The 14,433-nt window shown below is 37.0% G+C and carries 12 protein-coding genes; 6 read left to right on the top strand and 6 right to left on the bottom strand.

The features are described 5' to 3' along the window. Positions 1-66: 66 nt before the first annotated feature. Entirely contained in the window at positions 67-1,098 is a 1,032-nt protein-coding gene (gene cuyA / locus AB1471_RS12065) for a D-cysteate sulfo-lyase (protein WP_367780017.1), read from the bottom strand. Between the two features lie 145 nt (positions 1,099-1,243). Between cuyA and AB1471_RS12060 the strand changes: the two genes are divergently transcribed. Together AB1471_RS12060 and AB1471_RS12055 are read left to right on the top strand one after the other, a co-directional pair. Continuing rightward, on the top strand, positions 1,244-2,161 hold the full coding sequence (locus tag AB1471_RS12060; RefSeq protein WP_367780054.1) for a LysR substrate-binding domain-containing protein: 918 nt from the start codon (positions 1,244-1,246) through the stop codon (positions 2,159-2,161). 247 nt (positions 2,162-2,408) lie between these two features. Then, complete coding sequence (locus AB1471_RS12055) at positions 2,409-2,651, top strand: DNA alkylation repair protein (RefSeq protein WP_367780016.1); 243 nt, start codon at positions 2,409-2,411, stop codon at positions 2,649-2,651. A 259-nt stretch (positions 2,652-2,910) separates the two neighbouring features. Here the strand turns inward: AB1471_RS12055 and AB1471_RS12050 are convergent, their stop codons facing one another. Further along, the gene (locus AB1471_RS12050) at positions 2,911-3,912 is read right to left on the bottom strand and encodes an ABC transporter substrate-binding protein (RefSeq protein ID WP_367780015.1); all 1,002 of its coding nucleotides are present in this window, start codon (positions 3,910-3,912) and stop codon (positions 2,911-2,913) included. Between the two features lie 168 nt (positions 3,913-4,080). On the opposite strand from AB1471_RS12050, the gene AB1471_RS12045 reads away from it, so the two are divergent. The 4 genes from AB1471_RS12045 to AB1471_RS12030 are packed head-to-tail and all read left to right on the top strand — an operon-like array spanning position 4,081 to position 7,752. After that, on the top strand, positions 4,081-5,085 hold the full coding sequence (locus tag AB1471_RS12045; RefSeq protein WP_367780014.1) for a FecCD family ABC transporter permease: 1,005 nt from the start codon (positions 4,081-4,083) through the stop codon (positions 5,083-5,085). Further along, a complete protein-coding gene (locus tag AB1471_RS12040; protein WP_367780013.1) occupies positions 5,082-6,137 on the top strand; it encodes a FecCD family ABC transporter permease in 1,056 nt (351 codons plus the stop codon). The genes AB1471_RS12045 and AB1471_RS12040 overlap by 4 nt, the downstream gene beginning before the upstream one ends. Before the next feature lie 15 nt (positions 6,138-6,152). Further along, complete coding sequence (locus AB1471_RS12035) at positions 6,153-6,983, top strand: ABC transporter ATP-binding protein (protein ID WP_367780012.1); 831 nt, start codon at positions 6,153-6,155, stop codon at positions 6,981-6,983. Continuing rightward, positions 6,964-7,752, top strand: coding sequence for an iron reductase (locus tag AB1471_RS12030; protein WP_367780011.1), 789 nt, complete (start codon positions 6,964-6,966; stop codon positions 7,750-7,752). The genes AB1471_RS12035 and AB1471_RS12030 overlap by 20 nt, the downstream gene beginning before the upstream one ends. 393 nt (positions 7,753-8,145) lie before the next feature. On the opposite strand, the gene AB1471_RS12025 is transcribed toward AB1471_RS12030, so the two are convergent. From AB1471_RS12025 to AB1471_RS12010, 4 genes are all read right to left on the bottom strand, one after another. Further along, complete coding sequence (locus AB1471_RS12025; protein WP_367780010.1) at positions 8,146-9,168, bottom strand: M15 family metallopeptidase; 1,023 nt, start codon at positions 9,166-9,168, stop codon at positions 8,146-8,148. Positions 9,169-9,852: 684 nt separating this feature from the next. Beyond that, positions 9,853-11,124 (bottom strand): type III PLP-dependent enzyme, encoded by a 1,272-nt coding sequence (locus tag AB1471_RS12020; RefSeq protein ID WP_367780009.1) that lies wholly within the window; start codon positions 11,122-11,124, stop codon positions 9,853-9,855. Between the two features lie 25 nt (positions 11,125-11,149). Beyond that, positions 11,150-12,376 carry an MFS transporter gene (locus AB1471_RS12015; RefSeq protein ID WP_367780008.1) on the bottom strand — a complete coding sequence of 409 codons (1,227 nt, stop codon included), beginning with the start codon at positions 12,374-12,376 and terminating at the stop codon, positions 11,150-11,152. Beyond that, on the bottom strand, positions 12,364-14,289 hold the full coding sequence (locus AB1471_RS12010; protein WP_367780007.1) for an IucA/IucC family protein: 1,926 nt from the start codon (positions 14,287-14,289) through the stop codon (positions 12,364-12,366). The genes AB1471_RS12015 and AB1471_RS12010 overlap by 13 nt, the downstream gene beginning before the upstream one ends. Positions 14,290-14,433: the final 144 nt, after the last annotated feature.

Here is a 14,433-nt window from a genome sequence, read left to right as displayed (position 1 = left end):
ATGCTAACCGCCCCTTTCGGATAGCTCTTCATTGACAAAACACCGTACAAAGGCTTTGGTTACCAGTTACCTACTCTCTACCAGTGTTTCTACGTATGAGTGATTATGTTCTAATATAGTAGACGTATTCGCGTAAATGCATGGGGTTCCACCTGTATGAAGAAATAAAACATTCTTCTGCCCCTCGAAATATCCTTTTTCTACTAAACCAATAATTCCTGCCATTGTTTTTCCAGTATAAACAGGATCAAGTAAGAGACCTTCTGTTTGAGCTAACAAATGTATCGCTTCAAATGTTTTATCGGTTGGGATCGCATAGCCAGGACCTAAATATTCATCAAAGCATTTTACTGCCTCTCTAGGAATTTCTTCATTAAAATCGATACGCTGCCTAGCTAACTTCACAATATTATAAACTTTTTCTTCTTGAGCAGCTTTCTTCCTTCGAACATTAATTCCTGTGACAGGAATTCCGCTACCACTCGCATAAAATCCCGTCACTAAGCCAGCATGAGTCCCTCCACTACCACTTGGTGTTACGATATGGTCTAGTGATATTCCCATTTCAGATGCTTGCTTTAAGATTTCTTGCGCACCATTTACATAGCCAAGAGCTCCAAGGTCATTCCCACCACCCTCAGCAACGATATAGCCTTTTCTTCCATCTTTTTTTAGTTCTTCATTTACGATTTCCATTTCTTTTGCAACATCCGTACCATCAGGCACAACCTTAATCTGTTCTGCACCAAGCAAATTAAAAAGAAAAACATTCCCGTTATCTTGTGGATTGTATTTGTGATTTCTTTCCTCGATGATCAAACGGCACTTTAACCCTTCTTTAACAGCAGCAGCAAGGGTCATTCGGCAATGGTTCGATTGGACTCCACCAGTAGTAATTAACGTGTCTGCACCTTGCTTTAATGCATCAGCCACTAAAAATTCAAGTTTTCTTGTTTTATTTCCACCACCTGTTAAACCAAGCAAATCATCTCTTTTCACAAAAATATTAGGACCACCTAACATGCTTGATAGTTTTTTTAGGTGTTGTAGAGGTGTAACAAATTCCGTATATACACGACGTGGATAAGTTAAATTCACTCCATATTCCTCCTATTCAAAATATTATGTACATTTATAATCATATTTAATTTGAAAATAGATGTAAAATTAAAAAAATTAATGATCGACATAAAAAAAAATCATGGTAAGATAAAAAACATAGATTAGGAGGAGATTTTTGAAGATGGACCGCCATTTTATCGTATTTACTACCGTAGTTGAAAAAGAAAATTTCACTAGAGCAGCTGAAGTACTACATCTTACCCAATCTGCAGTGTCTCTCCATATCAAAAAACTAGAAAACTACTATGGTATACAACTATTTGAGCGTTCAAATAAGTACGTACGGCTAACAAAAGCAGGGGAAATTTTATATTTCCATTCTAAAAACATTGTAGATCAGTACGCACAAGTCCAAAAAGAGATTGATAATTTGATCAACGAAGCAGATGGTCCACTATCAATTGGTAGTGATTATTCATTTGGTGAATATATTTTGCCGACACTCATATCAAAATTCGTTTGTAAATATCCAAATGTTTCACCGAACATTACAATAAAAAATAAAGAGAACATTACATCCCATTTATTAAATAGAGATCTTGATCTTGGAATCCTAGACGATTTCCATATAGATAGGAATAAAACGGAGGTATTCCCTTTAATGAAAGACGAATTGGTGATCATTGTTCCTTCAAACCATCGACTCGCACGTTCAAGAGAAGTAGACTTAGAAGAATTAGCAAATGAAAGTTGGATTTTAAGAAACATTGGTTCAAGCACAAGGAAATTAACAGAAGAAATGTTTTCTAATTTAAATTTTTCCCCTAAAAAGATGATGTCTTTTGGTACACCTCAAGCGATTAAGCGATCAGTAGAGGAATACTTAGGTATTTCTGTCATTTCAAAATCGGCCATCCAAAAAGAGATTTTTTCACAAACGATTACTCCACTTAAAATAAAAAATTATTCGATAGAGAGACAATATTTCTGCGTCATGAATACATCAAAATTTAAAACAAGAACAATCGAATTGTTTCTACAATTTCTAACTACTTTTCAATATCAAACCATTGACACAGTCTTAGTTGAAAAGCAGTAACAGAAAATGAAAGCGCTCTTATTTCGTTCTTTTGATCATAAGAGAGGAATCTATACTAAATTTTAATCCTCGCTTTCACTTTCCAATTCAAGAAGTCTGATATACCATCATGTTCGCGATTGAAGAAGTCAGTGAATTTTAGCACTTTCTCGACATAATGATGTCCTCCATAAAAATAAAGTTTACATAAATTCTTCAAAACCTGTAAAAAATAATTCCATGAATATACTTGAAAGGAGAATATAAAATGTCCGTACCATATTGTTGTCCAAACTGTAAAACGAATCGTACTCGTTTCAATATGATTAAGCAAGAACCTCTTCCAATTAAAATAGATCCTCAGTCGGGTGAAATAATAGAAGAGTACAAAAACGATCAACTCTCCCCCATTCACATGTCTTACAAAGGACCAGACTATCGTGTTCAATGTGCTGCGTGCGGCTTGATTGAAGATGAAAGAACATTTATTAAGTTTGCTGAACTTAAATAAGCTTGAGTTTCTCCTCATATTTGTTTTGTTGTGGTAGACCCCATTATTTTCAGTAGCCTTATTCGATCGATCATAGATTGAATGAGGTTACCCCCAGATTAAAAGATCTTGAAAAGACAAACCCCCTCTCCGTTAAGAGAAGGGGTTTCGTGATGCCACAGAGAATGGTGAAGAGACATTTTTATTTGCTTACTTTAGTATATTAATGGACTATATGTAATAATTAGTGATGATGATCTGTGATATGAACATGCGTCTTTTATTTGTCTTCTAAGAAATATTTTTCGATATCATCTAAAAATAAATTAGCTGCTTTAACACCACCAGCCGTATTCCAAATAGCATCATCTACTCTATGGATGTTGTTGTTTTGAGCTACATTTAAATTATTGAATAATGGGTCATTGATCCATTCTTGTTCTAATTTCATTGCTTCACCTTGATTCTCTGCTGGATCATATGTGAAGTAGAATAAAATGTCACCATCCATTGCAGGGATACGCTCTTTTGTTGCATTTTTTTCTGCAAAGTCTGGTTGATCTTGTCCTTCAGGACGGGCAAAACCTAACTGGTCCAGGATTACAGCAGAAAAATTATCTTTATGATATATCCGAACATCTCCAGGCATGAAACGAACAATGGATACTTTTTGATTTAACTTTTCACCGAGTTCACCTTGCAAATCTTCAACCCTTTGATCAAAATTGGCGATTACTTTGTTACCTTCTTCCTCTTTTTGGACTGCCTCTGCATAAAGTTTGAAGTTTTCTTTCCAATCACCACGTAATGTTTCAGCAAATACGGTTGGAGCAATTGCATTTAATTGTTCATAAATTTTTTCATGACGCATTTTGTTACCGATGATCAAATCCGGTTGTAATGAAGCGATTGTTTCTAAGCTCGGCTCCCCTTCTTTACCAACGCTTACTACATCTGTCATTTCATTCTTCATATGATCGTACCAAGGGTCACCCGTCCACGATTGAACTGCACCTACCGGTTGTACCCCCAATGCAAACAGGGCTTCTGTGCCTTCATTTGTTAATATAACTACACGTTTAGGTGTCTCTTTAATTTCGGTTGTTCCCATTGCGTGTTCCACCTGATAGTACTTATTTTCCGTCGTTTTTGCTTCATTTGAACCTTCCATTTTTCCAGAACTTTCTTTGTCATTGCCGCAGCCTGCAAGTGTAAAGATTGCTATAAGTATAAGGCTCGCTAACAACGAAGAAAAACGGTTTTGTTTAAAGTATGTAATCATATAATCCCTCTCCTTGATAATGATTTTCATTTACAATTAGATGTTATAAAATTTAAATCTCCCTGTCAACGACTAATTGAAAATGATTATCAAAATCATTGACATTTTTTTTTTCATCTCCTACACTTCATTTATAGAGAAATCGGAAAATTGAGGGAGAAGTAAGCGATGCTACTAAAAAATAATAGGGGAAAAACTTTTGGATTGATAGGAAGTATATGTATATTACTTATATGTATGGGACTTAGTATTGTCCTTGGATATACGAATACAAGTATACAAACAGCTATTGAAGCGTTCCAACATTTCGACGGTTCCAATGAACATATTATTATTCAACAAGTTCGTCTTCCGAGAGCATTAATTGGTGTTGCAATCGGAAGTAGCCTAGCAATTGCAGGTGCACTTATGCAAGTATTAATGAAAAATCCACTTGCTTCACCTGATATTATTGGAATCAATGCTGGTGCGAGCTTTTTTATTGTGGTCGCATTAATGTTTTATTCAATTAGTTCGTTGCAGGCGTTTACTTGGATTGCATTTGCAGGTGCAGCATTTGCTTCCTGTATCGTGTATTTTTTCAGCGGGATGGGAAATGCAGGTTCCACTCCAATGAAATTAATACTTGCAGGCGCTGCGATTGCGGCGTTGTTTTCTTCCTTGACTCAGGGACTGTTAGTAATGGACGAATCAGCACTTGATCAAGCACTATTTTGGCTTGCTGGCTCCGTTCAAGGAAGAGATTTGGATATCCTCCTTGCCGTTCTTCCTTATCTATTGGTTGCCACAATTTTGGCCTTATCTATCTCACCAAAAATTAATGTTTTAACGATGGGTGAAGATGTAGCCAAAGGATTAGGCCTTCAGACTGGAACAGTCAATTTGACCATGACGGTTTGCTTCGTTTTACTTGCTGGTGGTTCTGTAGCAGTAGCGGGTCCAATTGGTTTTGTAGGAATTATTGTTCCTCATATCGTCCGCACATTGGTGGGGACTGATTTTCGCTGGATTTTGCCTTATTGCGGTGTTTTAGGAGGTATATTGCTATTACTGGCTGATATTGGGGCTCGCTACATAATTATGCCCGAGGAGGTACCAGTTGGAGTGATGACAGCATTTATTGGTACGCCATTTTTTATTTACATTGCTCGTAAAGGAGGATATAAATCATGAATAAATATTTTTCTCTACGACTTAAAAAAAAGAATGTGTCGATTTTACTTGATCGAAAGGCCATTTGGGTGAATAGCATCTTTCTCTTTATATTATTATTGGTATTCCTAGTAAGTTGCGGGATGGGAGAGCAATTTTTACAACCATTGCGAGTGGTTAATATATTGGGCGGACAAGGGAATGCCTATGAACAATTAATCGTTCATTCATTTCGTATGCCTAGAATCTTGATCGCTATCCTAGTTGGTATGAGCCTTGCTGCATCTGGAGCTATCTTACAAGCTGTTGTTAGGAACCCTTTAGCATCTCCAGATATAATTGGTATTACAGGCGGAGCTTCAGTAGCAGTTGTATTGTTTTTAGCGATTTTTAGTGATGAAAATAATGCTCTAACTGTTAGCATTCAATGGCTACCGCTAAGTGCTTTTATCGGAGCTTCAGTTGTAACTTTTTTGTTGTACATATTAGCATGGAAAAATGGCTTATCTCCTATGCGTCTTGTTTTAATCGGTATCAGTATGTGGGCATTAACGAAAGCATTGACTACAATGTTTATGCTGATTGGCCCAATCTATCAAGCAAGTCAAGCAAATGTTTGGATAACAGGATCTGTTTACGGTTCCAGTTGGACGAATGTCTGGGTTTTGACTCCTATTACAATAACCCTACTGCTTATTACTATTGTAATGATAAGAAATATTAATGTTCAAGAGTTGGGAGAAGAAATTGCAATTGGAGTGGGTACACACATACAAAAACAGCGTTTTCTATTATTGCTAATAAGTTCTGCTTTTATCGGAAGTGCAGTTGCATTTGCTGGAGGTATTGGATTTGTTGGGCTAATGGCCCCACATATCGCGAGAAAACTTGTTGGTTCCTCGTTTGGAGCATTACTTCCGTTATCATGTCTTATTGGGGCTATTTTAGTACTAATAGCTGATTCAATCGGACGAACATTCTTCCTACCTATTGAAGTACCAGCTGGTGTATTTACAGCAATCATTGGAGCGCCTTATTTTATTTATCTCTTATATAAACAACGAAACGGTTAAAAAGGAGCGAACAAAATGAGAGCATTAGAAACAAAGTCACTAACATTGTCGTATGGAGATACTATTATTATAGATGACTTGGATATAGCGATTCCAAAGAAAGCAATAACAGTATTTATCGGAAGTAATGGTTGTGGGAAATCGACGATACTCCGTTCATTAGCCCGTTTGTTAAAACCCCAATCCGGTTCCATTTTAATTGAACAAGACTCGATATCAAAACTTCCTACAAAGGAAATTGCCAGGCGTTTAGCCATTTTACCACAAGGTCCGATTGCTCCAGAAGGACTAACTGTCTTACAATTAGTAAAACAAGGGCGTTATCCGTATCAAACATGGTATCGTCAATGGTCGGAAGAAGACGAGGAACTCGTAAATCGGGCGCTGCAAGCCACAGGTATGAAAGAACTTGCCGATCGATTAGTAGACTCATTGTCAGGTGGTCAAAGGCAGCGTGCCTGGATCGCTATGACTTTAGCACAGGATACAGATATAATTTTGCTTGATGAGCCCACTACTTATCTAGATTTGACCCACCAAATTGAAATTTTAGACCTATTATTTGAACTCAATGAAAATGAAGGTCGAACGATTGTGATGGTTCTCCATGATTTAAATTTAGCTTTCCGTTATTCTCATCATCTTATCGCTATTAAAGATAAAAAAGTGTTTGCTTATGGAAAACCAGAACAAATGATTAATCCTAAGTTAGTCAAAGACGTCTTTAATATGAATTGTGACGTGACAGCTGACCCACTATTTGGAACCCCTATGTGTATTCCTCATGGCAAGGGTAGACACATTATGAATGAGGTGAAAAAACATCATGAATTCATTTACTCATGAGGAACTAAAAGTTTTAGAGAAAAAATATCGATTAACGGTGAAAACCAAACCATCTGTATTGTCCATTCCAACTGTAGACTTACTAGATGAACAACAGTTATATACGTTTTTGGTTCACTTAAAAGAAAAAATCAAATCAGCTAACGTTATGGTAGCTGCCTCCCTTTTTGTGAAAAGATACAGCTTCGCAATACTTATTGCTCTTTATTCAATGAGTGCACTTAATAAACGAGTTGATTTTTCAATTAACAACATCTCTGTTGAAACATTAGAAGAATCTGATGTCTTATGGCTCCCCTCTTTTAAACTTGATAATTTAGTAATAGAAGAAGCTTCTGATTTAAATCGACTCAAATGGAGAGATGATATACTAAAGCAAGTTTTTGCTGATCATGTTGATCTATTATTTACCCAAATAAATAGGACTACTAAGTTATCAAAAAAAATCATGTGGGAAAACCTTTACATTTACATTCGATGGATGTACCAAAACCTCTTAGACGATTCACAGTTTAGCGGCTTTCACCACACGATTGCTAATGATTTCCACTATATATTGAAAAAGGCGACAAGCTCTTTATTTGGCTCATACGATCAAAATCCATTTTTAATATATAACAATTCAAAACAACACATTGAACAAAATAATCAAACAGTTCTCAAACGTACAACCTGTTGTTATTCGTATTTAGTTGGAGACAAAGATAATTTTTGTAAAATATGCCCAATCGTTCGTAATCATAAGCGCGCACGAATAGAAAGATTGTAACTTTATAAACAGTATACTAACAGCCCCCCTATATGTTGCTTTGCAATAAAGTTTGATCAAAAACACCTCACAAAACCAAATATTTATGATTAATAAAAAGAATCCATTTTGAAAAAAGATTGATCAAAATGGATTCTTTTCTTGTGAATTAGTATATAATTTTTATAAAAAAGTTTGATCAGAACTTTTCATAAACCTTTCTACAGCAACGTTTTCTTCAAGATCCCCCTGCTAAATCGGTTAAACTTTATTCAAAACGGTACATCTTTTTAAAGACGGTACGACTTTATTTCAAATCCACATAAACTCGCATAATACCATTTTAATTTGAAAAAGAAAAAAGTTTCACTAAAAAACCTGCCAAGTACATCGTCTTCGGCAGGTTTTTGAATCTTATATATTTAAATATTCTTCCAACGTTAAACCACTATTATAAACTTTTGTAGCCAGATCTACCCCTAAATAGCGAAAATGCCAGGATTCATATTGATATCCAGTGATGTGTTCTTTGCCTGGAGGATATCGTAAGATAAAACCAAAATCATGAGCGTTTTCATTTAGCCATTTTGCTGTTGCTGTATCTTTAAAGCTGTCTTCCGCCCAATGAGCTTCTTGACCAACTTCACCTATATCAAAGGCTAAGCCAGTTTGGTGCTCTGAATAGCCTGGTTGCGCACTAAAGCGATCAGCTGCAGATTGACCGTATTGATCCACATAGCGCTGGTACAAACCAACTTGATGGTCATAAGATCGATAGGTACTAAATGCGATTAAATCAAAACCTTCCGTAGCTGCTGCTGTTCTCATTGCTGCAAATGATCCTCTTGCTTCTGCGCTCTCACCAGGAGCATAGGTAGCAGGAAGAGGGTATTGCTTATTCGAAATAAGTACCCCTTGCACATAGGTTGGTTCTACAATCGTTTCTGGTGTTTTTTTGTCTTCCTCTTTTGTTGGTGGTGTTATATCATCTAGTTCATCTTCAGAAGGATCAGGCGTTTCATCTTCTTCAGGAGATGTTGGATTTTTTTCATTATCCTTTGAAGGAGCTGGTTCCACAATCGTTTCTGGTGTTTCTTCGTCTTCCTCTTCTGCTGATGGTGTCACATCATCTAGTTCTTCTTCAGCAGGGTCTGGCGTTTCAGTTTTTGTCACCTTAGACAATCTTGGACCTTTTTCATTATCAGCTAAAGGACCTTCATCTGAAGGAGCAGGTTGTTCCTTGTCTTCCACTGCGGCAACTTCTACAGATGGCTGTTTTGTAGTGTGAAATAATCCTTGTATCGCTTGGTTAAAGGACCAATTATACATACTCAATGTACCAAGTGATGCTCCCACTAAAATGGTGGAGGTCACAGCTAACGTAATCCACCATTTCGGTCTCATTTTCTTACTTGAAAACAGTCGCACTTTTTTCATGAAGCACTTCCTTTCTCCAACAACTTAAATCTTTTACTAGAATCTATTCTACCAAAAAAATTTCAGTAAAATAGCAAAAATTAAATAAAATACTAGACTTTGCAATAGTCACTTCAGTAAAAAATGTTACACTTATGAAATTGACCAATTTTTTGTCGGATCATGTCTATTAATTGGCTGCTATTAGCAGATGAGCAGACGCATTTAAAGACGATTATAGAGGGCGTAGAGAAGTGACGCAGGAAATGAAAATGAGGCGTGAGCGTGACGATCTAACCCGCTCAGTGTACTTAGAGGGTCAACAAAACAAGACTAACGTCAACCAAGAGGCGAATTTCTTAAATTTCGTGGTCAAGCTGGACAGCGTGTATTTGTTACTGAGGTAGTGAATGAAAATTTAAATAGAATAGAATGGAAGTGACACTGAAATATATCATCTAAATGATAGTATATTGGTATCATGTTCCTGACTTTTTACAAATTATCAAACTTTATTATAAACGATCAGACTTTTTTATAAATTATCAAACTTTGTTTTAAACGATCAGACTTTTTTATAAATTATCAAACTTTGTTTTAAAGCCCCCCTATATACTGTGTATATAGGGGGGCTGACTGCCTATCATTAGTAGACCCCAAGACAATGATAGTAAAGACTCATTCTAACTCTTTTGAAAGATAACTTCAGCCTTTCAGGATCAACGGATCAACAAAAGAATGAATACCATCATCGCTTGTCTCTTCCAATTTCCCCTCAGAACTATTAATAGATTCAATTTGTATGTATAATTGTTCTGGGTGAGGATGGCTGAGAAAATCATGATGAGAAATAGACCATCCATACGCACCAGCATAACTAAAAAGGAGAATATCGCCAACTCTCAGCCGTGAAACGAATACTTCCTTCGCTAGTACGTCATTGGGGGTACATAACTCCCCTGCTACAGTAATAAGAGTCTCGTTTACTTCAGGACGTTTGAATGGATACGACCAATTTTCTATTGGAATTATTGTAAAAGGGTGATTTTGTTTCCAAGCTGCCGGAAGTCTAAAGTGATGACTTCCCCCACGAATGATACAAAAATAATGACCATGATTTTTTTTAATATCCAATATCTCTACTGCATAGTAACCACACGATGATGTGATATAGCGCCCACATTCAAAAAACACCTGCCAATTAGAATGATTTCGTTTATCTAAAATTTTCTTTAAGCGCTTCGTAAAATCGTCCCAATTAAACTGATGTTCTAATTCCTTGTAATTGATTCCCATACCTCCACCAACATTTATGTAGGAAATGTCTATATCAAACTTCCCCTCCCATGTTTCTGCCCTATCAAAACAATGGTTCACAAAGTCGGCATGAGTTTTAGAGTCAACATTGTTAGACATGGCATGAAAATGAAAACCATGGATCTTTATGTTTGGCAAACTTTTTGCTAAAGCAATCGCAATGGGGATTTCTGCTTCATCAATTCCAAATTGTGTCGGTACACCCGCCATTTTCAGTTGTGCGTTTGGAACGGATCTTCGCAGATTAACACGTAGCAATATCGATACGGTTGTCTCTTTTTCACTAGCAATGTGATTAACCATCTGTAATTCATAGATACTTTCAACATGAAGAAAGGAAACTCCATGGTGAATGGCCCCTTCAATCTCTTCTTTTGTTTTCCCGGGACCACCGAAAAGAATTGGAATTTTTTTATCCACAGCGCGTACTTTCTCAATCTCTCCTAGAGAAGCTACTTCAAACCCACGAACAATTGGAGCTAACGTTTTTAGTAGCGTTTCATCTGAATTAGCCTTAACAGCATAAAATAATTGACATGTTGATGGGAGGGTTGTCATTATTTTATTTACATGGGAACGAAGTTTCGATAAATCATATACATAGGCACAAAAAGGCTGCTCTCGTTCCATTTTGAGAGATTGTACGGTATTTTCTATCATTAATTAATTCACTCCTACAAAATCATTATAATTTCCAGATTTGTCGTCTACTGTTAACGACAAGAAAAGTTGTTACAATACAGCCTAAGCCCATCACTACACCTGCCCATGTAGTACCTGCCCAAGACGCAATGGCCCCAATAAGTATTGCTCCTAATGGGATAAATCCTCTATCCATTAAGGCTATGCTCAAAACCCTACCTCGCAGATGATTTGGGACTTGCATTTGAATAGTAATCCGACTCATCGTCCGATAACTTTGACTTGACAACCCAACAAGAAACATCGCTATACCCGCTAGGTACACATTTGACGTACATATAAATAAAAGTAAAGACACTCCAAATCCGAGAATGGAATATATCAACCACTTCCCTATAGCTTTGATCTCTCTACCAAGAGAAAGCCAGATAGCCCCAACTAATGCACCAATGGAAGAGATAGATAAAAGTACTCCAAATCCACTTGGTCCAAGGTTTAAAAGATCCCTAGCAAATAATGGCATCATCGTCGTATAAGGAAACCCAAATACCATTGGTACAATCGCTAAAATTAGTAGAGACTGTACAGATTGGTGATTTTTCAAAAAAACTACTGAGTCACGCAACGTTACTTTCTCTCCGACCCCCTTACCATAGTCTGGAAAATGATAAGAACGAATCATGATCAAAGAGATTACTACACCGAGCATACCCAACGAATTCAAATAAAATAAATTGGCAATATTATCAGTGACTGCAAGCAACGCTCCTGCAAGAGCCGGGCCAATAATACGAGAAAGATTAATAACCGTCGTATTAATTGCAATTGCACTAGCCATAGAACTTTGCGGTACAAGATCTGGTAACAACGCATTGCGAATAGGCGGTTCCATAGCAGCCAACATAGACCTTACTGTTATAATGAACACGAAAAAAACATATGACTGTCTTGCATCAACAATATAACCAAGACAAAATGTTAACAACATCAGACCAAATTGAAGGACAATTAACAGTTTTCTACGATCATACCGATCAGCTAATATACCAGCAGGGACACTTAATATAAAAGTTGGCACCAAACGGCAAGCATTTATCAACCCTAAATGAAGAGGTGAGTTTGTAAATTGTAATACCGCCCAGTTCAATACGACTAAATCCATCCAATCCCCTATACGTGTCACTAAGCTTCCAGACATAAAAATGCCAAACGTCTTAGAGCGAAGTGCAAAGCGTGGTGGTTGCTGTAACTGAGCTTCTATTTTCGCCATGGTTCCTTATCCTTCAGCCTGAATTTATGAAGAGGATTAGGAACAGTTGCGTAGGTATAATCTTTCTCTTCAGGTTCTAAGCGCATTTTTGTAAGAGCCTTGTGATCTACTTTCGTTTGATATAATGCCTCTCTGTCTATACGAGCGCTTTCGGCATATTGGGATAAAGATTCGAGTTGATTGAAAACTGTATCGCAAATCTTATGAATTTCCTTCCAGAGCTCCCCTTCTTGGAATCCAAAATGTTTACAAATTTGCAAAATTAATTCACCGCAATGGTTTTGTATGGCAGTATAAAATACCTTATTATGCATTTCCTTAAGACTATCAGTTATTGTTACGGATCCAGGATAAAAATTCACTTGTATTTGTTGTTTTTGAAGTCGATCTCGATAAACTCTAGCTCCTCCCCAATCACGGAATAGCATTCGAACAGGACGTCCCTCTTTAAATACCATCACACTGTTTTGCAGGTGTCCTTCTAATCCAATTCCGTACTTAATCATAAGGGTAAGAAAGCCTGGAAGTGCGATAGATACATATTCTAGGAAAAATTGGAACGCAGACATACGAAGTGACGATTCGTTTCTTTTTTCCATATATTTTTCTATCAACTCGACAAAAATGGGGTTTTCTGTGATCGGTGATTCAGCAAACAGAGAGCTTCCTACTATAGCTACTTCATCAATAGCTACAAATGTTTCTACATTCTCACGTAACACTGCAGATAGATTTCGACTTTTTAGTTTTTGATTACATATAAGCGCTTCCGTTTCTTTAATTTTGAAATTAAATCCTGCGCATTCACAGACAGGCACAAACTTTTCCCCCAAGTCTTTCTCCTGTTCCATAATCGTACGAATCAGCCTCGTAAACACCGTAGCATTGTTTGTTGTATTTGCTGAGATGGAGCGAACTGTAGACGTCATCTGACTGTTGACGGACACCTTTATCGCATGCTTATTCGACAGCGGTACGACGGTTCTAAAAGAAGATGTTACCCCAGAAGGTACTACTATGCCACGTACAGGAACGACAATCTTTTCCTTGATTTCTTCGTTGTAAATGTTAAGTATTGCTTTTTCCAGCTGCCAAGGATGAACAGGAACGAATACATAATCGGTAACGGTAAGCCCTTGTTGCGTAAATTCCTGTTCAGCTGCAGCTTCCAATTTTGGATACTCTTTAAAAAGAAAGGCATTAGCGTTTTTTTCGGTTTCATCTATTATGCACCACTCCGCATAGTCTTTCCTAATGCCGACAAATTGAATATTAGCGACTCCATCAAATTCAGGCGCAAAACGAAACACATCTTCTGGTTTCATACCTATTTTTGTTTTTGTACCAGGGTGAAGATTATGTCCCTCTATGGATAATTGCTCGAAAAACAAACTTGAATTAAATTTTTGATCCTGTCTCTTCTGAAAAAGCACCCAGTCGATCGTATTTGTCATTCCGTGTATAGCAGCGTTTTGCTGTATATCTTTTTTCTTCTGATCCCAATAAGTATATGAAAGTGCTAAATTCGCACTTCCATTAGTTAATTCCTCAGCTAGCTTCACCCAAGTGCTTTTCCTACTAGAGTGAGTTTCTTCTTTACAACGCATCAAATGGAGTAATTCCACAGCCTGTTCTATAACTCGAACTCTATCTCCGGAAATGTGTAAAACACTACCATCTAATTCTACTCGGTTAAAGGCATATGTTTGACTTACTGGAATAACAAGATAATCACTCCCAAAAAGCGGGTATAATTTATAGGCTTTATTACTCTCTATTCCATATGTGTATAGCATTTCAATGATCCTTTGCCATTCCTCACTGATAGAAGGAACATTTAAAGCATGAATAGAACCTGTGGCGTACAGATTGTACGAATTTGAAGTAAGTCCCATGATATCTTCACGCAACATAGACCCCACCAACCGACTCAAAATCCCTTGACGTCCTTTTGTTAGGGAATCCACATATGAAGGGACCATATTAGGATAATGGCTTTGCAAAAAAGTAAGGGTCGCCATTTCATCCTGTAGTAAATATCCTTTTCTAAAGGTCCT

Source organism: Jeotgalibacillus marinus (assembly GCF_040801915.1).
GTDB classification, from domain to species: domain Bacteria; phylum Bacillota; class Bacilli; order Bacillales; family Jeotgalibacillaceae; genus Jeotgalibacillus; species Jeotgalibacillus marinus.
The sequence above is the reverse complement of the archived record's forward strand: the minus strand, read 5'-3'. Positions and strand labels throughout refer to the sequence as shown.

Excerpts from the sequence above, each read along its gene's own strand:
- AB1471_RS12060 (WP_367780054.1), top strand. The coding sequence starts at position 1,244 with ATGGACCGCCATTTTATCGTATTTACTACCGTAGTTGAAAAAGAAAAT.
- AB1471_RS12055 (WP_367780016.1), top strand. The coding sequence starts at position 2,409 with ATGTCCGTACCATATTGTTGTCCAAACTGTAAAACGAATCGTACTCGT.
- AB1471_RS12050 (WP_367780015.1), bottom strand. The coding sequence starts at position 3,912 with ATGATTACATACTTTAAACAAAACCGTTTTTCTTCGTTGTTAGCGAGC.
- AB1471_RS12045 (WP_367780014.1), top strand. The coding sequence starts at position 4,081 with ATGCTACTAAAAAATAATAGGGGAAAAACTTTTGGATTGATAGGAAGT.
- AB1471_RS12040 (WP_367780013.1), top strand. The coding sequence starts at position 5,082 with ATGAATAAATATTTTTCTCTACGACTTAAAAAAAAGAATGTGTCGATT.
- AB1471_RS12035 (WP_367780012.1), top strand. The coding sequence starts at position 6,153 with ATGAGAGCATTAGAAACAAAGTCACTAACATTGTCGTATGGAGATACT.
- AB1471_RS12030 (WP_367780011.1), top strand. The coding sequence starts at position 6,964 with ATGAATTCATTTACTCATGAGGAACTAAAAGTTTTAGAGAAAAAATAT.
- AB1471_RS12025 (WP_367780010.1), bottom strand. The coding sequence starts at position 9,168 with ATGAAAAAAGTGCGACTGTTTTCAAGTAAGAAAATGAGACCGAAATGG.
- AB1471_RS12020 (WP_367780009.1), bottom strand. The coding sequence starts at position 11,124 with ATGATAGAAAATACCGTACAATCTCTCAAAATGGAACGAGAGCAGCCT.
- AB1471_RS12015 (WP_367780008.1), bottom strand. The coding sequence starts at position 12,376 with ATGGCGAAAATAGAAGCTCAGTTACAGCAACCACCACGCTTTGCACTT.
- AB1471_RS12010 (WP_367780007.1), bottom strand. The coding sequence starts at position 14,289 with ATGTTGCGTGAAGATATCATGGGACTTACTTCAAATTCGTACAATCTG.